18 protein-coding genes are annotated in these 21,390 nt (G+C 35.2%); 8 read left to right on the top strand and 10 right to left on the bottom strand.

Annotated elements, in window-relative coordinates; translation table 11 throughout:
• The 10 genes from A9G13_RS09970 to A9G13_RS09925 are packed head-to-tail and all read right to left on the bottom strand — an operon-like array spanning position 1 to position 10,863.
• Positions 1–408, bottom strand: a complete 408-nt coding sequence (locus tag A9G13_RS09970; RefSeq protein WP_065557466.1) for a formate hydrogenlyase maturation HycH family protein — start codon at positions 406–408, stop codon at positions 1–3.
• Positions 401–1,204 carry an NADH-quinone oxidoreductase subunit B family protein gene (locus tag A9G13_RS09965; RefSeq protein WP_065557465.1) on the bottom strand — a complete coding sequence of 268 codons (804 nt, stop codon included), beginning with the start codon at positions 1,202–1,204 and terminating at the stop codon, positions 401–403. Before A9G13_RS09965 ends, A9G13_RS09970 begins: the two co-directional genes overlap by 8 nt.
• On the bottom strand, positions 1,188–1,754 hold the full coding sequence (hyfH, locus tag A9G13_RS09960) for a hydrogenase 4 subunit H (protein ID WP_065557464.1): 567 nt from the start codon (positions 1,752–1,754) through the stop codon (positions 1,188–1,190). The genes A9G13_RS09965 and hyfH overlap by 17 nt, the downstream gene beginning before the upstream one ends.
• An 11-nt stretch (positions 1,755–1,765) precedes the next feature.
• Entirely contained in the window at positions 1,766–3,511 is a 1,746-nt protein-coding gene (locus A9G13_RS09955) for a hydrogenase large subunit (RefSeq protein WP_065557463.1), read from the bottom strand.
• Positions 3,508–5,130, bottom strand: coding sequence for a hydrogenase 4 subunit F (locus A9G13_RS09950; RefSeq protein ID WP_065557462.1), 1,623 nt, complete (start codon positions 5,128–5,130; stop codon positions 3,508–3,510). Before A9G13_RS09950 ends, A9G13_RS09955 begins: the two co-directional genes overlap by 4 nt.
• A 6-nt stretch (positions 5,131–5,136) precedes the next feature.
• Positions 5,137–5,787, bottom strand: a complete 651-nt coding sequence (gene hyfE, locus A9G13_RS09945; RefSeq protein WP_065557461.1) for a hydrogenase 4 membrane subunit — start codon at positions 5,785–5,787, stop codon at positions 5,137–5,139.
• 11 nt (positions 5,788–5,798) lie between these two features.
• Positions 5,799–7,253, bottom strand: a complete 1,455-nt coding sequence (locus A9G13_RS09940; protein WP_065557644.1) for a hydrogenase 4 subunit D — start codon at positions 7,251–7,253, stop codon at positions 5,799–5,801.
• A gap of 18 nt (positions 7,254–7,271) precedes the next feature.
• Positions 7,272–8,210 carry a respiratory chain complex I subunit 1 family protein gene (locus A9G13_RS09935; protein ID WP_065557460.1) on the bottom strand — a complete coding sequence of 313 codons (939 nt, stop codon included), beginning with the start codon at positions 8,208–8,210 and terminating at the stop codon, positions 7,272–7,274.
• 8 nt (positions 8,211–8,218) lie between these two features.
• Positions 8,219–10,249 (bottom strand): hydrogenase 4 subunit B, encoded by a 2,031-nt coding sequence (gene hyfB, locus A9G13_RS09930; protein ID WP_176701968.1) that lies wholly within the window; start codon positions 10,247–10,249, stop codon positions 8,219–8,221.
• A complete protein-coding gene (locus tag A9G13_RS09925) occupies positions 10,249–10,863 on the bottom strand; it encodes a 4Fe-4S dicluster domain-containing protein (protein ID WP_065557459.1) in 615 nt (204 codons plus the stop codon). Before A9G13_RS09925 ends, hyfB begins: the two co-directional genes overlap by 1 nt.
• A gap of 625 nt (positions 10,864–11,488) precedes the next feature.
• On the opposite strand from A9G13_RS09925, the gene hypA reads away from it, so the two are divergent.
• The 8 genes from hypA (at position 11,489) to selA (ending at position 21,363) form a co-directional block, all read left to right on the top strand.
• Positions 11,489–11,836 (top strand): hydrogenase maturation nickel metallochaperone HypA, encoded by a 348-nt coding sequence (hypA, locus tag A9G13_RS09920; protein ID WP_065557458.1) that lies wholly within the window; start codon positions 11,489–11,491, stop codon positions 11,834–11,836.
• A gap of 231 nt (positions 11,837–12,067) precedes the next feature.
• Entirely contained in the window at positions 12,068–12,952 is an 885-nt protein-coding gene (gene hypB, locus A9G13_RS09915) for a hydrogenase nickel incorporation protein HypB (RefSeq protein ID WP_065557457.1), read from the top strand.
• Positions 12,943–13,221, top strand: a complete 279-nt coding sequence (gene hypC, locus A9G13_RS09910; RefSeq protein ID WP_065557456.1) for a HypC/HybG/HupF family hydrogenase formation chaperone — start codon at positions 12,943–12,945, stop codon at positions 13,219–13,221. The genes hypB and hypC overlap by 10 nt, the downstream gene beginning before the upstream one ends.
• Before the next feature lie 3 nt (positions 13,222–13,224).
• The gene (gene hypD, locus A9G13_RS09905) at positions 13,225–14,340 is read left to right on the top strand and encodes a hydrogenase formation protein HypD (protein WP_065557455.1); all 1,116 of its coding nucleotides are present in this window, start codon (positions 13,225–13,227) and stop codon (positions 14,338–14,340) included.
• Positions 14,337–15,353: a hydrogenase expression/formation protein HypE gene (hypE, locus tag A9G13_RS09900; RefSeq protein ID WP_065557454.1), complete on the top strand. Its 1,017-nt coding sequence runs from the start codon at positions 14,337–14,339 to the stop codon at positions 15,351–15,353. The genes hypD and hypE overlap by 4 nt, the downstream gene beginning before the upstream one ends.
• 35 nt (positions 15,354–15,388) lie before the next feature.
• The gene (hypF, locus tag A9G13_RS09895; protein ID WP_065557453.1) at positions 15,389–17,680 is read left to right on the top strand and encodes a carbamoyltransferase HypF; all 2,292 of its coding nucleotides are present in this window, start codon (positions 15,389–15,391) and stop codon (positions 17,678–17,680) included.
• A gap of 226 nt (positions 17,681–17,906) precedes the next feature.
• Complete coding sequence (locus tag A9G13_RS09890) at positions 17,907–20,000, top strand: nuclease (RefSeq protein WP_065557452.1); 2,094 nt, start codon at positions 17,907–17,909, stop codon at positions 19,998–20,000.
• Between the two features lie 10 nt (positions 20,001–20,010).
• Complete coding sequence (gene selA, locus A9G13_RS09885; protein ID WP_065557451.1) at positions 20,011–21,363, top strand: L-seryl-tRNA(Sec) selenium transferase; 1,353 nt, start codon at positions 20,011–20,013, stop codon at positions 21,361–21,363.
• Positions 21,364–21,390 lie beyond the last annotated feature (27 nt).

Here is a 21,390-nt window from a genome sequence, read left to right as displayed (position 1 = left end):
CTATTTTACTCTTTTAATCATTAAATACATAGCTGGTTCTTTAGTCATGGCTTGAAATAATTGCAATAATGTTTCAGTCCATTCTTTATATGGTGAAACCATCTTATCGCGTTGCTGCATAAAAGCATTAGCCAATAAATTCACATGGGTAATATCAATGCTAATTTCGCCAAATTTTAATAATCTAGCTAATTTGGCATGAGCTTCTGGAGTAGCAGATATATAATCGATCCAATGCATATATTCATCAGTAGGACAGGTTAAAACACTTTTTAAACAATCTATTACCCCAACATGATGACCAATTGCTAAAGAGTAATACATTACCTGTTCCGCTTGTGGTGGAATATCGGTTTCTTGTTCAACAAATTTCTGATTAAGTGAATAAAATAGCACCTGATCAGCCATGATATTCTCCTTTAAGCAAACTATAAAATACTGTTTGCAATCGGTTTACAACTTCAGACAAACGTGGATCTTGCTCTGTATCTAGCCATTCTGCAAGTTTACTTTCAAATTCTGTAGGCGAATTATTTTCAATTAATGACATAATTTTATCACTGATATGTTTACCTTGGTAATAACCAACCATTTTTCTTGCTTCGCGCTCAACAATAATTCTAGCCTCAACCGGAATATTTGGGTGAAGTACTTTAACGTGTTCACTACTAGTTTGATCGTAATCATGACCTTTTAATTTTTGTTCCAATAAACCAAGGGCTACCGCGAAACCATAAATGGTTGCTGCTGGTGTTGGTGGGCACCCTGGAATATAAACATCAATAGGTACAATTTTATCGCTACCACCCCAAACACAATATAAATCATGAAATATACCGCCACCACAACCACAAGCACCATATGAGATGCAAATTTTAGGATCAGGTGCACTATGATATGCCCGTAAGGCTGGCATTCGCATTGAACGTGTTACTGCACCAGTAAAAATCAAAATATCTGCATGCCTTGGTGATGGTACAACTTTGATTCCAAAACGTTCTGCATCAAAAAGTGGTGTGATTGCCGCAAAAATTTCAATTTCACAACCATTACACCCTCCGCAGTCGACACGATAAACATAAGCGGAACGTTTTATTTTTTTAAGTAATGTTTCTTTAAGTTTACTAATTTGTTCATCAACTACAATAGGGTTTGGTGTGTAATGCAAAAGACTATTATGTTCAATATTATTTTTCAGTTCCATTTTCTACTCCTGATTGCACATATTTACTTAATAGCACATTACTTTTATCGACAATATTTTGACGACGTTTACATTCCGGACAAGTTTCAAATTGTTCTCGTCTTGATAACACTTCCTGTTCATCTAATCCAGCATGGATTAATAATGCCATAACATAATCAATCTCTTTTTGTGGTGCAAAAAAACGCTCACAAACATGGCATTTAGCCAATGAAAAAGTTGCTCGTTCATATAAATCATTTTTGTTCATTACAGCCAATTCAAATTCTGGCGATAATTCAATAGCACGGGTCGGGCAAACCTCTTCACAACGACCACAGAATATGCAGCGACCAACGAATAATTGCCATTCACGTTTACCTTTTTTGGTGTTTGTTTGCATAGTCAACGCATTAGCAGGACAAGCTGCGGTACAAGATCCACAAGCAATACACTGATCCGGATTATAATGAGGTTTACCACGAAAACCTGGCGGTAATTCCAGTGGTTTAAACGGATATTTAACCGTTGTATCGCCTACTTTGTGTATTATCTTCAACAGTTTTAACATCTTTTTGTCCTCTATGGTTTTACTGGCGAATTAACACGCTCAATACCATAACGTTCAATCTCTTTATAAGGTACAGTTACAGATTTTTGTTTACGTACATCAACTAAAGTCACCCGGTCAGTACAAGAATAACAAGGATCTAAACTACCAATAATTAATGGTGCATCAGATACAGTATTACCACGTAACATATATCTGAGTACTGGCCAATTAGCATAGGTAGCCGCCCTACAACGCCAACGGAATAATTTTTGATTATTACCGGTCATGCTCCAATGCACATCCTCACCACGAGGAGCTTCTGTAAAACCAAGTGCAAATTTATGTGGTTGGTAAGTAAATCCTTCTACTAATAGAGGACCACTTGGTAAGTTATCCAGTGCATATTCGCATATAGCTATAGAATCAAGAGTTTCTTCCACTCGCACCATAACTCGAGCAGCGACATCACATGAATCATAACTAATTAAATGTTTCGGTAATAAGTTATAACCCGCATAAGGATGATCAAACCTAACATCGCGTTTAAAACCACTTGCTCGAATCATAGGTCCTACCGGGCTAAAATCACGAGCAATTTTCTTATCTAAAATCCCTACACCTTTAGTACGCTGTTCAAAATTTGGGGTACCAACTAACATTTCAACAAGCTCAATTACTTCTTTACGCATTTCTTGTAATACTTTTATTGTTGTAATCCTAGCTTCTTTAAGAATATCTCGTCTAATACCACCAATAAGGTTCATGCCATAAGTTTTTCTTGCCCCTGTTAGCAATTCAGCTAACATCATTGACTTTTCACGTACTCTGAAGAATTGCTGGAATCCGCCATCAAAACCAGTAAAGTGGCAACTTAATCCTAAATTTAATAAATGGCTATGCAAACGTTCTATTTCGAGCAAAATGCTACGGATCATCTGTCCTCGTGCTGGAACTTCAATACCTAAAGCATTTTCAACTGAATTAGCATAGGCAACACTATGTGCATAACCACAAATACCACATACCCTATCAGCTAAAAAGGTCACTTCATTATAGCCCATGCGATTTTCGGCTACTTTTTCCATACCTCGATGCACATAAAACAATCGATAATCGGCATCGATTATTTGTTCACCATCAACAAATAATCTAAAGTGACCAGGTTCATCTGAAGTAACATGCATTGGTCCAATAGGAACTATACGGTTATCTTTATCACCTAATTCATTTAAAAACGGATAAGTATCATTATTGGTAGTTGGCGCTGGGCGTTGACGATAGTCCATAGTATCTTTACGTAATGGGTAAAGTTCATCTGGCCAATCATCAGGTAACACTAAACGGCGAGCATCAGGAATACCTACTGGTGTTAGACCGTACATATCACGAATTTCACGTTCTCCCCATACAGCAGCGGGTACCAATGGAGTAACTGAAGGAAATTCAGCGCTAATTGGATCGACAAATGCTTTAACGACTACCCAACATTTTTCCCCCTCTTCCATAGATAAAGCATAATAAATGGCGAAGTGACCATTTAAAGAGCGTTCATCATTACCAAAGAGCACAGGTAACCAACCACCTAATTCGTAATAAAGATAGGCTACAACTTGTGGCAAGCTATTTAAATCAACTGTAATTGTTAGTTGATTATAGGTTTGACGTTCTTCCTCTATTACTGCATGTGGAAAACGATTTCTAACCTGAGTAACATAATTATCACCCAGTAATTGCTGATTTTTAGACTGATTATTTAATACCGTTTCTAGTGTCACTTTATGCTCTCCCGTTGTAATGAGTCTAAAACAATTCTAGATGTTTGCGTGATAATTCCTGACTGTAAAGAGTGATCTTGCGGTGCAGATAATTCATCACTATTATTAACTGACGCAGTTGGCGCATCATAGGTAAGTACAATTGCTGTAGCATTATTTAATAGTTGTTGAATTGGTTTAGGAATACAAATACCCATAACTAACATCATAATAATCAATAACGCCATTGGTACTGTAGTTAGTAATCCTAACTCACCTTTCGCAACTTGTTCAGGTGCCTGCCCAAAAGTCACTTTAGCAACCATTCTAACTAGACCTGCTAACACAATGGTTAAAAGCAACAGTAATAGTAAAGCTAACCAAATAGAACTGGTTTTAAGTGTAGCTACTACTAACATAAACTCACTAACAAACACATTAAATGGAGGCATACCACCTAAGGCTAAGGCTCCTCCAGCAAATAATACTGCAGTTAATGGTGCTACTTTTAATAAACCACGAACGGTAAAAATATCGCGGGTACCATATTTTAATAATACATTACCAGAGCCACAGAATAATAAAGTTTTAGCTAAGCTATGATTAAGTGTATGTAATAACGCAGCCAAGACACCAAATGGTCCACCAACACCAATTGCAATAGCTACGATGCCCATGTTCTCCACACTAGAATATGCTAGTAAACGCTTCATATCACGTTGTACTACAATGAAAAACGCAGCCACACCTACTGATAAGAATCCAAATATTAACAATAAATTACGTAAAAAACTGCCGTCAATAGAACCGCTAATAATAATGTAATAACGTAAAATCACTAACAAAGCACAATTTAATAGGACGGCGGAAAGCAAGGCACTGGTTGGGCTTGGTGCTTCACTATGTGCATCTGGCAACCAAGCATGCATAGGGAATAATCCCATTTTAGTACCAAAACCAAGTAAAACAAAGACAAATGCAATATGCATCAAGGTTGCATCAAGTATTTGCGGATGTTTAACTACTTCAGTCCAAAAGATGGCCATACTTGGGTCAAGCATAACATTGGCTGCATTTGAATAAACTAGGATTGTTCCATATAAACCAAATGCAACACCTATAGTACAAACTACAATATATTTCCATGCAGCTTCTAAAGAAGATTTTTGACCGTATAAACCTACAAGAAAAGTTGAACTTAACGTTGTAGCTTCAATTGCAACCCACATTAAAATTAAATTATTCGTAGTTATGGCAATTAACATAGTAAATAAAAACAAATGGAAAAAGCCGTAGTAATAACAAAGTGTTTTCGGGGACACTTCACCATATTCAACCTCATGATTCATATAACCCACGGAGTACAATCCAGTTATAAAACCGATAACGGCTAAAATGCCTAAAAATAGTGCTCCAAGCGTATCAATATGCCACCATAAGTTTGCTGATAAAATTTGACCATCAAGATGTATTTTAAATAATACACTCGCAGCAACTGCAACTAAGGCTACTAAACCTATTACATTGATACCGTGTACCACTTTAACAAGACCGTTACTTGCTAAACTGCATAAAAAACAGATCACAGAAAAACATAACGGTATAATTAATAACAAATATAACATTAATGTATCATTCATGATGATCTATCCTTTCAATGTATTAAGTTTATTGGCATCAAGTGTATGAAGCACACAATAAATTCGCCTTGCAAAATAACACATCACAACGACGGCAAAAATTGCATCAGTTGTAACTCCAATTTCAACTAGTTTTGGAACCCTATTAGCTAACAACGCTAAAGTTAAACTTGAACCATTTTCCATTAAACAATAACCAAAAATTTGTTTAAGAATATTACGTTGACTAATAATACACATTAAACCAATTAAAAAATGACCTAAAGATACAGCTAAAACTGGTTTCAATTCACTAACTAAGGGTAGCTCTACTGGTTGAACTACAAAATGACAAGCTAACATGATCAAAGCAGCCAAGATAACAATAATTGGTACCGGTATGACTCCACCTTCAATTTTTGCTTTTTTCATTTTTCTGTAAGTTAGGTAGACTATTAGTGGTACCAATATCACTTTGGTTAGAATTGCTGTTATCGCCCAACTATACAGTTCACTGGTGGCAAAATAATTACCAATTGCAAACATTATCATTACCAAGACTAACGACTGTAAACTATACATCACAATCGTGCTGGAAATTTTGCGTACGATAATCGTTAAAACAGATGTAATTATCAGTAAACCTGCCAGATTATTGATAATAAAAGATCCCGTCATAGTAAACTCCATTAATTAAGCCAGAACACTGCCATTACACTGGAACAAAGTGACATTACAATCAGAATCACTAATACTATCTTCATCGCCAGTGGCACTGATGCAGCATTAGCAACATCTTCTGATGGTTTACCTAATACGCTTTTGCCAAACCAATATAAAAACCAACCGAAACTTGCTACTGATTCAATTACAACAATAATAACTAACGTCATAATTAACCAACTACCAGATGACAACCCAAAACCGGCAGCAAAAATTGGATATTTACTGAAGAAACCATTAAATGGTGGCACACCAGTAATGGCTAATGAAGCAACACTAAATCCTATTCCCAACATAGGTAAGGTACTTAATATGCCTTTTAGTTTTGGTAACATTCTGGTACCACAGGTATAACTTAGAGCACCAGCAACTAAGAAGAATAAGCTCTTAGCAAATGCATGGTTGAATATATATGCAATGCCTGCTTCAAATGACATTGTGCCATATACCGTTCCGTAACCATAAATTGCTAGTGATAATGCAAAGAAAATATAAGATAATTGAGTAATAGTTGAGTACGCGAGTAACCGTTTTAAATCAGTTTGTGGCAAGTACATAATAAAACCATATACCAATGTAATTACTGCCATGATCATCCCAATTTCACCTATGATAATTGGTATATTCCCTGCTGACATAATTGAACGTGCAAAAATATAAACCCCTACTTTTACCATTGAAGCAGCATGTAAATAAGCACTTACTGGTGTTGGCGCTTCCATTGCATCGGGTAACCATACGTGTAATGGTAGTTGGGCTGATTTGCCCCAGGCTGCAAATAATACACCACACAAAATGACTATTTTTGCTTCAGGACTTAATTGAGATAATGCATTTAGTGAAAAAGTTCCTGACTCAATAAATAACCATGCAGCGGCTATATATAAACCTAAAGAAGCTACGTGAGTAACTAACAATGCTTTCATTGCTGAATGTTGTGATTTAGCTGTTTGATAATAACCAATCAGTGCCCAGGAACAACCACCGGTAATTTCGAAAAATAATAATTGTCCCAACAAAGTAGAAGATAACACCAAACCAGCCATTGCACCGATGAATACCATTAAAAAAGCATAGTAACGAGTAGTACCTTCATGCGGGTGTTCACGATTATTTTTACTTAAATATGCTGTTGAATATAGACTGATTAAAAAACCCAAAAATACTACTGCAAAGCATATAAGAGTACTGACTTTATCAATTACTAAACCAAAGATGACTGTGTTACCTATATTTAATAATGTATATGTTTGGGTAACTTGACCTGCCTGAAAAAAGTACCAACCGAGACACACGGTTCCTAACGAGGCTAGTAACGACACAATCACACTAAAAATACGTGCAAAAGGATAAGGTGAACAAGCAATAATTACTGCACCAATAAATGGAATCAGGATGGTCGCTAAGGCAATATATTCCATCATATTTTCCCGTTCTCCTTATAAACCTGTTAAATAAAACACATAAGCTAATACTGATACACCAAATCCAGCCCATGTGACGTTAGATGTCAATAAAAATCGCCCTCGGCATAAACAGTTTTCGAAAATACTGGCTAATACAAATACTACGATTAATTTGACTAGATAACACAAAATTGCCAATAAAAAGTTAGCGGGTGAAAAAGGGATAAAAACCGCAATAAATAAGCTAGCAAATATTACTTGCTTAAGGCTTATACTTAATTTAATTAAAGCGAATCCAATACCTGAATATTCAGAGAGTGGACCTTCTTGTAACTCTTGTTCTGCTTCAGCATAATCAAAAGGAATTTTACCCATTTCAATAAATACTGCAAACGCACAGGCTATCATAGCTAACATGGCTGCCGTTGGTGTTGCTCCTCCCCATTGAGTAACAAATTTTATGCCCATAAAACTAATATTGGTTGAACCAGCAATTAAAGCTATTACTATCAATCCTAAAATTAGGATAGGTTCGACCAAAATACCGAGCATAAGTTCACGACTAGCACCAAGACCAGCAAAAGGACTACCAGAATCAATACCGGATAGAGAAAAGAAAAAACGAAATAGTGCAAATAGATAGATAATCACAATTAGATCACCCACCATAGACATTGCTGAATTCAGCGTCATTATTGGTAAAATCATTGCTACAAGTAGCATAGTACCAATTAATATAAGAGGAGTAATTCTAAAGATTATCCCTGCATTAGCTGGTGACATTTCTTGCCTACAAATTAGTTTAACCAGATCTCGATAATCTTGAAAAATACCTGGACCTCGCCGGGATTGCATGCGTGCACGAATTTGGCGTGAAATACCCGACATTAATGGTGCCACTAATAATAATAAAACTGCTTGCAGTAGACCTACAATTATCCAGAACGGAGATAGCGCATCAATATTTGGCATTTTTCCTCCTATACTACGGTAACGAAAAGCAAAATAATTAGGGTAACTATTACATATAGAGCATAAATACGATAATCACCTTGTTGAATTCGCTGAACATTCCGACCAATAATTTGTACTAAATTAACCACATTATTCACAATTTTCACATCCCACAAAGGCTCGATCCTCTGTGCTAATTTGGTTGTTTGTTGCACCATGATTTGCATATATCTGCCTATACTTAATTTGTTTCGTAAGGTATACAATGGTGCAAACATAAATCTTAATGGTTGAGTGAAATTCCCTGCTGTTTGCGCCATATCAATTTCATACTCATAACCACAAGCCCATGGATTATCATTATTTCTAAATGGTAAGCGTTGTGGTTTAGTAAATAAGTAAACTAATAAAGGTAAAATAACTAGGGCAATTAATAAAATAAATAATAAAATTGGAGAAACGGTTGCCTGATAAGCATCACCTGCAACTAACATTGAACCATTACTTGTAACTTGATCTAAAACAACTGTATTTAATTTACCTAATTGATTAGCAATAGATGAAATCAAAGGAATCATTAAAAAGGCACCAGCACCAAGGAAAATACATAACAATGCTAATGCCAACATTGGGACGGTCATGGATAACGGAACTTCTTTAGCTTGTTCCGCCTGAGGGCTACGAGCTTTACCGCAAAAGCAAATACCATAAACTTTAACAAAACACATAGCTGCCAAGGCGCCGGTAATGGCTAACATAACAATGGCTATTGGTCCAGCTAAACGCAGTATAATACTTTCATTGCTACTCATAGAGAACAATGATTGATAGGTATACCATTCACTAATAAAACCATTTAATGGTGGTAGTGCCGAAATTGCCATACAACCAATTAAAAAAGCAATAGCGGTTAACGGCATTGCTTTGGCCAAGCCCCCCATTTTGTCCATATCTTTAGTATGCATGCGGTAGATAATTGCACCTGCACCTAGGAATAATAATCCTTTAAATACTGCATGATTTAATAAATGATATAATGCACCAACAAAACCCAATATAATTAATAAAGGTAAATTGGCGGCAATCCCTATCATTCCTGCCCCAACACCCATTAAGATAATACCAACATTTTCTACTGTATGGTAGGCAAGTAATCGTTTAATATCATGTTCAGCTAGCGCATATAACACACCTAATACCGCTGAAATAGCACCAAATGCCAGTACTACTACCCCCCACCAAAGTTGAGTAGCACCTAGTAAATCAACTGAAACTTTAATGATACCAAATACCCCGATTTTAACCATGACCCCAGACATTAATGCTGAAGCATGAGACGGTGCAGCAGGGTGAGCTTTAGGTAACCACCCATGCAATGGAATCATACCTGCTTTAGCGCCAAAGCCAAAGAAAGCCAATAAAAACACTATAGATGACATTAATGGTGATACTGTACTGCTTCTAAAGCATTCAAAATCAAGACTTCCTGTTTGTAAATATAAAAGGAAAAAACCCACCATAATCAATATAGAACCAATATGGGCAATTAAGAAATATAACAAACCGGCATTGACAGCTTTTTCATCCTGCTCAGTGATCACTAAAAAATAAGAGGCAAGAGACATAATCTCAAAGAAGATAATAAAATAGAAAGCATTATCGACTACCATCAGTATTACCATGGCAGCAATAAATATATTAGTAAAAAAGCCAATACCATAAGCCCCTTTACCACAATATTCTTGTACATAAGAAAATGAATAGCACGATGAAGCGATGGCTACTAATGAAATTACTGCGATCATAAAAGCAGATAGACCATCTAATCTCAAAGTACACGTGGCGAAAGTAAAAGGTGTCCATAACGAATGTAGATAAACTTCACCTTGGATGAGAACTGGAACTATTACGATTAAACCAACTAATCCAGCCAATATACCAGCTATACCTGAAACTAAGATAGCTTGACGCTCTTGTTTAGCTAGTAATAAAGACAAAATACCACCAGCCACATAGATTAGGATTGAGATTAATAACATATTAAACGGATATGGCATTATAACTCTCCTTCCGGTAAAGCTGCATCGGCAGTATTAATCAACGATTCTTCAAAAGCTTCACGTTTTAATCGAGATGCAACATTCAAATTTTTATCTGCAATTAAATATAATGCATCTGTTGGACAACTTTTGATGCAGGCTGGACCTTCTGGATCAAAAAAACAAAGGTCACATTTAACCGCAATTGTTTTTCTACCAGCATTCCAAGCTAAAAATGGATTAACTGAAGGTGCACTACCTGGTAAATCACTGAGTTCTGACTCAGGAACATAATTTTCGAAACACTCAGGTAAAGCTTCAGGTTCACTGGCTGCAGGGGTAATAGCTCCGAATGGACAGGCTAAACCACAAAGCTTACAACCAACACATAAACTCTCATTAAGTAATATTGAATTATCTTTCTTAACGATAGCATTAACTGGACATACTTTAGCACATGGCGCATCTTCACAATGACGACATAAAACTGGGGCTGTACCATTATCATCACGCATAACGGTCAACCGTGCATGGGCAACTAAACCAACCTTTTCATGAGACTGAATACAAGCAGCCATGCAAGTATTACATCCAATACATTTTGTGGGCTCTGCGATCACAAAACGGTTCATGAATATTCTCCCTGCGATATCATTAATTGAATACTAAATTATAACTAGCAATAATCATGCCAAAATAAATTTTATTAAAATAAAGAATGAAAAATTATTAAAATCAATATGTTATTCATTATGATGATAATAGTTATTTCATTAGCTAATAAACATTAATAAAAATCTTAAAACCTTTAATCCCTTTATTTTTATGTGGTTATACACCAAATAACCATAAAAAAAGTGTCGATATTATTTCGTCACCTATGTGTCAATTTCGACAAAAATGTCGAAAAACAGTGAAAAATATCGTCACGATTGAAAGCCTTATTTAAGGCTAAATCATTAGTTAGTCAAAATTGAGAATAAAAATTAAAGTCGCTGTATTATTAACATTTTGGTAAATTTAAGGCTTAATCAATAATAAGATTAAAGAATTACTTACTGTAAAACAGATAACTAAAATAAAATGTGTAAAGATTTTTAATTACTAAAAAATAGCTTTTATTAATGTTATACAATTAATGTCTAATTTGCTTATATTGGTATATTTATTGCATAGTTTTAATTAAACTATCACTAAACCTAGCGACAATTTTAAAGTTATGGGTTATATAGCTATTAATATAGAAGAGTTACAACAATGCATGAACTAACTTTATGTCATCAAACCCATGAGTTAATAATACGTGAAGCTAAATTACAAAATGCAAAACAAATTACAGCTGTTTGGATTGAAATTGGAGCTTTATCATGTATTGAGCCAGAGGCTATGCGTTTTTGTTTTGACCTAGTTTGCCAAGGGAGTATTGCCGAAAACTGTCAACTACATTTAGAACAAAAGCAAGTTACAGTATGGTGTAATAAATGCCAAAAATTGATCCAACTCAAAAATGTTTTTATTGCGGTTTGTTCAGAATGTAATTCACCATTATCAACAAATATCGACGCGGATGATAAAGTTTGGGTAAAAAAAATTCAAATTAAGTAAATTATATTTTTTAACTATATGTTTAATATTCAAGTTGTTATTAACTGATTATATAATTGTCTTTCCTTGATAATAACAATAGAGGGTGAAAAATTAGCATATAGCATACATATTATATAAATGTGTAGAGAACACCATACAGTTAACAGATCAACTTAGCAATACTACGATAGCCTAAGTAACTTAAAATGGATTATAAATAATATTTAGGATGGTAATTAAGGAGAATTTATGTGTATCACTTGTGGATGTGAATCTCATAGTGCGTCTATGAAAGAAAGCCATGATCATGAACAGCATCATGATGAGCGGCATACTCACCACGAACCTCAGATTATTCATCATCATTATTATCATAATGGTGACGTCCATCATCATTATCATATAACAACAGATGAGCATATTGCTAAAACTTTTGTCCCTGCTATTGAACATGAACAGCATAACGATACTCATGCAAATCAACAACGTTTAGTTGAAATTGAGCAACATGTTTTAGCTAAAAATGATCATATTGCCGAACATAATCGGCATCATTTCGCTGAACAGCATGTTCTCGCACTTAATTTAGTTTCCAGCCCTGGTTCAGGAAAAACTACACTTTTAACTGAAACCTTAGGTTATCTAGCAAATAAATATCCTTGCGCAGTCATTGAAGGAGATCAACAAACCTCTAATGATGCAGATCGTATTGCTAAAACTGGAGTTGCAGTTATTCAAGTTAATACGGGAAAAGGGTGTCACCTAGATGCCGAAATGGTACATAAAGCTGCGCATCAACTTACTATGCCTGAAAATGGTTTTTTATTTATTGAAAATGTTGGTAACTTAGTTTGTCCCGCTAGTTTTGATTTAGGTGAAAAATTAAAAGTGGTGGTAATGTCTGTGACTGAAGGAGATGATAAACCGCTCAAGTATCCTCACATGTTTGCCGCCGCCGGACTAATGCTAATTAATAAAATTGACTTAATTAATTATGTCAATTTCGATATTCAACAATGTATAAATAATGCCAGAATAATTAATCCTAATTTAGCTGTCATATGCTTATCTTGTGTAAGTGGTGAAGGTTTAACTGACTGGTTTGAATGGTTGGAGGCTCAACAATGTGTATAGGTGTACCCTGTTGTATAAAAACGATTGATCCTAATCATCCTAATCAAGCTGAGGCAGTAGTAAATGGCATTATTTGTAATATTGATATATCACTAATTAGCCGTGAAAATAACCAAAGCTTAATTGGCCAATGGGTATTGGTGCATACAGGTTTTGCCATGAGTAAATTAGATGAAGAAGAAGCACAAAACACATTGCTTATGCTAAATGCGATGCAGGAAGAAGAAGCTGATGTTGCCGTTTTATTCCAAGCGCAAGATAGGTTTTAAGTTATGCAATTTATTGATGAGTTTCGAGATCCTCAGCAAGTTCAACAACTCTTAGCTAGGATTAATACATTAATTAATCAAACACAATACTCGTCCACTAGACCATTACAAATTATGGAAGTATGTGGTGGTCATACTCATGCAATTTATAAATTTGGATTAGAAAAATTATTACCGCCACAAATTGAATTTATTCATGGCCCTGGATGCCCTGTTTGCGTGTTACCAATGGGACGCATTGATAGTTGTATTGAAATTGCTAGGAAACCAGAAGTCATCTTTTGCACTTTTGGTGATGCAATCCGAGTGCCCGGACGTAATGGTTCATTATTACAGGCTAGACAACAAGGCGCTGATATTCGGCTTATCTATTCACCTCTTGATGCATTAAAATTGGCAAAAGAAAATGTTAATAAGCAGGTTGTGCTTTTTGGATTAGGTTTTGAAACAACTATGCCAGGTATGGCTTTAACTCTAAAACAAGCCAAACAACAGCAATTAAAAAATTTCTCACTATTTTGCCAACATATCACTATTATGCCAACACTGCGTTCTCTGTTACAACAACCAGATATTTTAATTGATGCATTTTTAGCTCCTGGACATGTTAGTATGGTAATCGGCATACAACCTTATGATTTTATTAGCCAAAATTATCATAAACCAGTAGTTATTAGCGGATTTGAACCTGTAGATATATTACAAAGTATCATTATGATTTTAGAACAAATCATTGACCATAATATTAAAGTTGAAAATCAATATCGCCGGGTGGTGCATGATAACGGCAATGCTATTGCTAGAGCCGTCATTAATGAGGTATTTACTTTGGAAGGTGATGATGAATGGAGAGGACTTGGCATCATTGCAAATTCCGGCGTCAGGCTTAGCAAAGACTACCTCGAATTTGATGCAGAACATCGATTCGGTTTACTACGAAAAAAAGTTGCCGATAATCCTCAATCTCGCTGTGGTGACGTATTAACTGGCCGATGTAAACCAATCAATTGCCCGTTATTTGGCAAACAATGTACACCTGATTCTGCATATGGTGCATTAATGGTTTCATCTGAAGGAGCTTGTGCAGCATATTATCAATATCGACATGGTGAAGTATGACAATAAAAACAATCTCTCTTATGCATGGTAGTGGTGGATTAGCTACTCAGCAACTTATTGATAATATTTTTATGCAGGCTTTTAATAATGAAAAGCTAACACAACGAGAGGATCAAGCTCGCCTTTTATTAAGCGACTTTACGCAAATTGGTAACAAACTAGCCTTTAGTACAGATAGTTATGTCATTGATCCATTAATTTTTCCGGGTGGGGATATTGGTAAGTTAGCAGTTTGTGGAACAGTCAATGATTTAGCCGTTAGTGGGGCGTATCCACGTTATTTATCTTGTGGTTTTATTATCGAAGAAGGACTACCTATTGAATTATTGACACAAGTTGTTAGCAGTATGGCCAATACAGCTAAAATAGCTAATATTGAAATTGTTACTGGTGATACCAAAGTAGTCCCCAAAGGCGCTGCAGATAAACTATTTATTAATACTAGTGGCATTGGTGTTATTCCTTATAACCTTGATTGGGGAATGCATAATATTTACCCTGGCGATAGTATTATTGTCAGTGGTACATTAGGCGATCATGGTGCAACAATTCTTAATGAACGCGAAAAATTTGGTTTGATGGGTAATTTATCGAGTGATTGTGCTCCACTTAACCAGCTCATTGATCAGCTACGAACTATTGATGGTATCCATGCGTTACGTGATGCGACTCGTGGTGGAGTTAATGCTGTATTACATGAATTTTCTCAAGCATGTGGTTACGGAATGAAAATACAAGAAGCCGACCTTCCCCTTAGTCCCATGGTACGAGGTATTTGTGAGTTATTAGGACTTGACGCACTTAATTTTGCTAATGAAGGGAAATTAGTTATTATTGCGTCAGCTACAGCTACTCCTATAGTGTTAGAAACGTTACGTGCTCATCCATTAGGAACTCACGCTAACCGTATTGGATTGGTTACACCACAACAGCAAATTTTATTATGCGGTCTTTATGGTGTGGAAAGGTTACTTGATTTACCTAGTCAAGAGCCTTTACCAAGGATATGTTAATCAATTTACCAACACACTAGTATTTAAGGGGAAAAATGGCACAAAATGGTAGTATGATTCGTGTAAAAGGCAAAGTACAAGGTGTTGGTTTTCGTCCATTTGTCTGGCAATTAGCAACTGAACTTGGTCTTTATGGTAACGTAAGTAATGATAGTCAAGGTGTACTTATCCATTTGTGGCATCATTCCATTAAAACTGATATTTTTATTGAACAACTTAAACAACGTTGCCCCCCATTAGCTAAAATTGATAGCATTGTTATTCATCCATATTATTGGCAGCAACCTCCAATGCATTTCAGTATTATTGCTAGCCAAAAGGGAATAATAGACACATTAATTGTACCTGATGCAGCAACCTGTGAAATTTGTCTTCAAGAGTTAAATACTCCTAGTGATCGGCGCTACCTCTATCCTTTTATTAACTGTACTCATTGTGGCCCACGCTTTACCATTATTAAGAAAATTCCTTATGATCGACCCAATACTACAATGGCTACATTCAAGTTATGCCCACTATGTCAACAGGAATATGATAGTCCAAATAATCGCCGATTTCATGCTCAACCCACCGCATGTCCTGTTTGTGGTCCACACATATGGGTTAGTTCAGCTGATGATAATATTTTAGCTAATAATTCAGAATCAATTAATTTTATTGGAGACAAATTAAAACATGGTCATATTATTGCAATAAAAGGCATTGGTGGTTTTCACCTTGCCTGTGATGCATTACAAGATCAAGCAGTACAACGATTACGACAACGGAAACATCGCCCTCACAAACCTTTTGCGATTATGTTACCTAATGAAGACTGGTTAACTCTATGTGTAAGGTCTGATGTCAATTTAATTTCATTAACTCAACAACTTAAAAGCCCTGCCGCACCAATTGTACTTGTCCCTATTAAGCCAAATAGTCCACTAAGTCAGTATATTGCCCCTGATTTAAATGAAATAGGTATTATGTTGCCTTCAAACCCTTTACATCATCTCTTATTACAGCATTATCAAAAACCATTAGTTATGACTTCTGGGAATATGAATAATCACCCTCCAGCACTTACCAATGAGCAAGCCTTATTAACTCTAAAAACTATTGCCGATTATTGGTTATTACATAACAGAGATATAGTCCAACGAACTGATGACTCGGTGATAAGAATAACTTCTACTAAAATTGAAACATTAAGGCGAGCAAGAGGTTATGTGCCTGACGTAGTGGATTTACCCGCTGATTTCAAATCATCGTTATCAGTACTTGCTATGGGCGCTGATCGCAAAAATACCTTTTGTTTAACCAAATCGTCACAGGCTATTGTCAGTCAACATTTTGGTAACTTGACGGATCTCAAAATTTCGCAACAATTTCAAGATACATTGAATTTATGGTTGAAAATTTACCAACCAAAGCTAGATTTAATTGCAATGGATGCGCATCCAAACTATATTAGCCACACCATTGGATTAGAGTTTAGCCAACAGCTCAATATTCCAGTGTTACCTATTTATCATCACCATGCACATATTGCTGCTTGTTTGGCTGAAAACCATTATCCATTAAAGGGAAAACCGGTTATTGGTATTGTACTTGATGGGCTAGGTTATGGACCAAATCATAGTTTATGGGGTGGTGAATGCTTAATCGCTGATTATAAAAGCTTTCAATATTTTGGGGGATTACCAGCAGTTTCCTTGCCGGGTGGGGATTTAGCAGCAAAACAACCATGGCGTAATTTACTTGCGCATTTAATCAAATTTGTAGATAACTGGCAACAAATAGCTAAAGTGACAAATATTCCTAAAGGAAATATAGAGTTGCTTACACAAGCTATTCAAAAAAACATCAATTCACCACTTGCTTCATCAACTGGCCGCTTATTTGATGCAATAGCTGCAGCACTTGGTATTGCTCCCACACAAATCAGTTGGGAAGGTGAAGCTGCATGTAAATTGGAAAATATTGCTTGGCAATACCATGGTGTTCGTACCACAGTAAATATGCCAGTGAAAAAAGATATGACATTAGATCTCAAAACATTTTGGCAACAATGGTTAAGGCTTAATGCTTCTCCAGCTGAACGCGCTTATGCCTTTCATGTCGCTTTAGCCAATGGTATGGCAGAACTAGCCAAAATAGCAGCCCAACAATATCAACTCACTACTATTGTTTTAAGTGGTGGAGTAATGCACAATCAGTTACTCCGCCAATTAATACAACAAGCACTACCTAAATATCAATTACTATTTCCAAGTCAATTTCCTGCCAATGATGGTGGAATTGCTTTAGGGCAAGCAGTTATTGCTAACGCTTTAAACATATATTAATCATAATTAAACTAATAATAATATTATGTTTAACAGGCTTAATTAAATATAATCTTAGGCGTTTAAAATTCATATAAAAATACCCATATTAATCTAAAAGTACCAGAAATAATCGATTAATGTGAGTTATCAAATAAATAAGATGAATTATTGTCCGTTTATTCCCAAATAACCCTATTTTTTGTATACTATTATAGTCTGGAGTAAATTAATATGGTTACTGACAGTGCATACTAAACATCAATTTTTTGACTTAGCCTCATTAAATCAGGCAATTTTTGCTTGTCTTGATAATATAAACAGGCTGTGTAAAAAATTTGTGCAAATAGATCGTATCAATATTATTATCGAAACTCTATCCCCTTCGACTTTAACACTATTTAATATTGATAGTAAAACCGAACAAAAAGGAGTCTGGTCACAAACATCTTCTGATAATAATAAAGTTTTTCATTGTGAACTTTCCTCGGTGCCAATGTATTATAACCATACTACTTACCAACTTTTTCTAAAAGATGTAATACCCACTACTTATTATCAAGACGTGCAAAATTGTTACCATTTTTCATTATATTGGTCAAATGATTGCCATTGTGCCTTACATTTTTTACGAACAAATGAGAATAGTTTTACTACTAGTGAGATTGCAAGTCTACAACAACTCGCAGATCTAGTAGCTCAGATCATTACTAATTTATTTACCATTGAACAAATTAAAGGTGAAAAGGTTTTTTTTGAACATGAACATTTGCGAGATCATATTTTAGTTAGCATAACGAATACAGCAATATCTATTCATGATTTAGAAAAAATGATTAAATCAGTTGCACATGATATGATCGAATTTTTCAATATTGATTATATTGGATTGATTGTTCCTACTAGCGAACAAGCGCAACAACCACTCTATTCTACATATCGTCTTTCAGATACTAAGTATAGTCAACAATGTTTATCACTTAACTTCCCCCAATCATTTATAAAAAAATTAACATCTTACTCACCTTTAGATATACATTCTATCGAGGAATTACACACACAATATAGTAAAAATACTTTACTCAATATGATGTTAGATGTTGGTTTACGTAAATTATATTGCTTACCATTGAATTTGACCAATCAACAAAAAGGAGCTCTTTTACTGGCTCATAGTCATGATGAAGTTTTTAATGATGATAATATTAATTTATTTAAACGTATCGCCGATCGTATTACTATAGCAGTTGATAATATTCAAACTTATCAACATGTATCGAATTTAAATCACTCATTAACTAATGAAAATCAATATTTATCGGAAGAAATTCATCTATTTGATTCATATAGGGAAATTGTTGGTCAAAGCAAAGCTCTGCAAAAAGTATTAGAACAAGTTGAAATGGTAGCGGATAGTTCAAGTTCAGTTTTGCTATTAGGAGAAACCGGTACCGGAAAAGAATTATTTGCTAAAGCAATACATCAACGTAGTTCACGTCATAACAAAAGGATGATCAAAATAAATTGTTCTGCTGTGCCGGCAAATCTACTGGAAAGTGAATTATTTGGGCATGAACGTGGAGCTTTTACTAATGCTAATGCTCAACGAATTGGTCGTTTTGAACTTGCGCAAGGTAGCACATTATTATTAGATGAAATTGGTGATATTCCACTTGAATTACAACCTAAATTACTGCGAGTTTTACAAGAAAAAGAAATAGAAAGATTAGGAAGTAATAAAACGATTCCGGTCGATGTCCGGGTAATCGCTGCCACAAACTGTGATTTAGAACAAATGGTTGCTGATAAAACATTCCGAGCAGATCTCTATTACCGTTTAAATGTTTTTCCAATTCATATTCCTCCATTAAGAGAGCGTAAAGAAGATATACCGATTTTGGCACAATTTTTTACTCAGAAGTTTGCACACCAAATGAAGCGAGAAATAGATAGTATTGCTTCATCAACATTACAACAGTTATGTGATTATGATTGGCCAGGTAACGTTCGAGAATTAGCTAATGTTATTGAACGTGCGGTAATTCTTACTAAGGGGCATAACTTAAACTTAAATATGCAATCTTTTCTGGTTAATGATCGTACTAATTTAAAAGAGCCGATCGTTAAAAAAGCATCGCCACTAGATTTAGAAAATAATCATTTTAGTCATACTGATATAGTACAACGTGAAAAAATTATCCAAGTTTTGAAAGAAACTAATGGTATTATTGCCGGCCCAAAAGGGGCAGCAATGAAATTAGGACTTAAGCGAACAACGCTACTTTCAAGAATGCAAAAACTCAATATTTCTGCTAAAGAAGTTATACAAGAAGATTCATAGGAAAGTATTTATGAGGCAATTATCACAGATCCCACCAATTGAAAAACTACTCAATCTTCCTGAGATTGAAGCCTATTTCACTTTATTAAGCCGTACTATAGTTGCCGAAATAGTAAAAACACAAGTCAAAGAGTATCGCAATGAATTAGTGCAAACCAACCAATCAGTAGATATTACACTTCTTCTAGACAAAATTTTAGTAAAATTAGCCTACCAAAATAAAATCCGTATTCAACCAATTATTAATGCAACTGGTATTGTAGTGCATACTAATCTTGGGCGTTCCCCACTACCTAAAGCGATTTGGCAGGAAGTAGGTGACATTGTTTGTAATTACTCTAACCTTGAATTGAACTTACTTAATGGCAAACGTGGTAATCGGATGGGGTTATTAAATCAAGTTTTACAAGCTTACTTTGGTGGTGAATCTAGCATTATAGTCAATAACAATGCAGCAGCCTTACATCTTATTTTAAAAACCTTTGCTGAAGGTAAAGAAGTAATTGTTTCGCGAGGTGAACAAATTCAGATTGGTGGTGGTTTCCGCATTCCGGATATTTTAGCTGATTCTGGTGCAATTCTACGCGATGTAGGTACCACTAATATTACTACCATCGATGACTATTTAAATGCCATTAATGATAATACTGCAATAGTGTTAATAGTTCATCAATCCAATTATTACATAGAAGGATTTAGTCAACACGTTGATATCAAACAGCTGGCTGCTAATCTACCTGAACATGTTATGTTAGTTATTGATCAGGGTTCTGGTAATCATCTTGCCGCAATACCAAGTGAATTGTCCGTTAATAATTACCTAAAAATCGAACCAGATTTGATTTGCTTTTCTGGTGATAAAATTCTTGGTGGACCTCAATCCGGAATTATCCTAGGGAAAAAAGATAAGATCAACAAACTTAGTAAACATCCTATGATGCGAGTATTAAGACCAGGTAAAGAAACGTATGCTTTATTGGAAAAAATATTAATTCACCGCTTAAATCGTGATGGTAAAGCTGATAATTCAGTCGAATTACTCATTAATCAACCTTTATCATGGCATTTGGCAAGAGCTAAACAATTAGCTGATATTGCACCTGAAAAATTAGTTTTAAAGGCAACTAAATTTATGGTGGGGGGGGGCAGCACACCGCGTGCACAATTTGATACTTGGGCTATTTCAATAAACAGTAATTTACATACCAGTACTTTAATTGAGCGCCTGCGTAACAATAATCCACCTATCATTGGAGTTATACAAAACGACCAAGTACTACTTTATCCAGTAACCTTATCTGATGAAGAGTTGTCAATAGTCAAAGATTACTTAACTATCTTAACAACTGAAATCGATTTTTAATTACGTAGAAATAGCATTTTTGCCAAT

The organism is Gilliamella sp. wkB178 (assembly GCF_001690705.1).
Lineage (GTDB): Bacteria > Pseudomonadota > Gammaproteobacteria > Enterobacterales > Orbaceae > Gilliamella > Gilliamella apicola_K.
The sequence above is the reverse complement of the archived record's forward strand: the minus strand, read 5'-3'. Positions and strand labels throughout refer to the sequence as shown.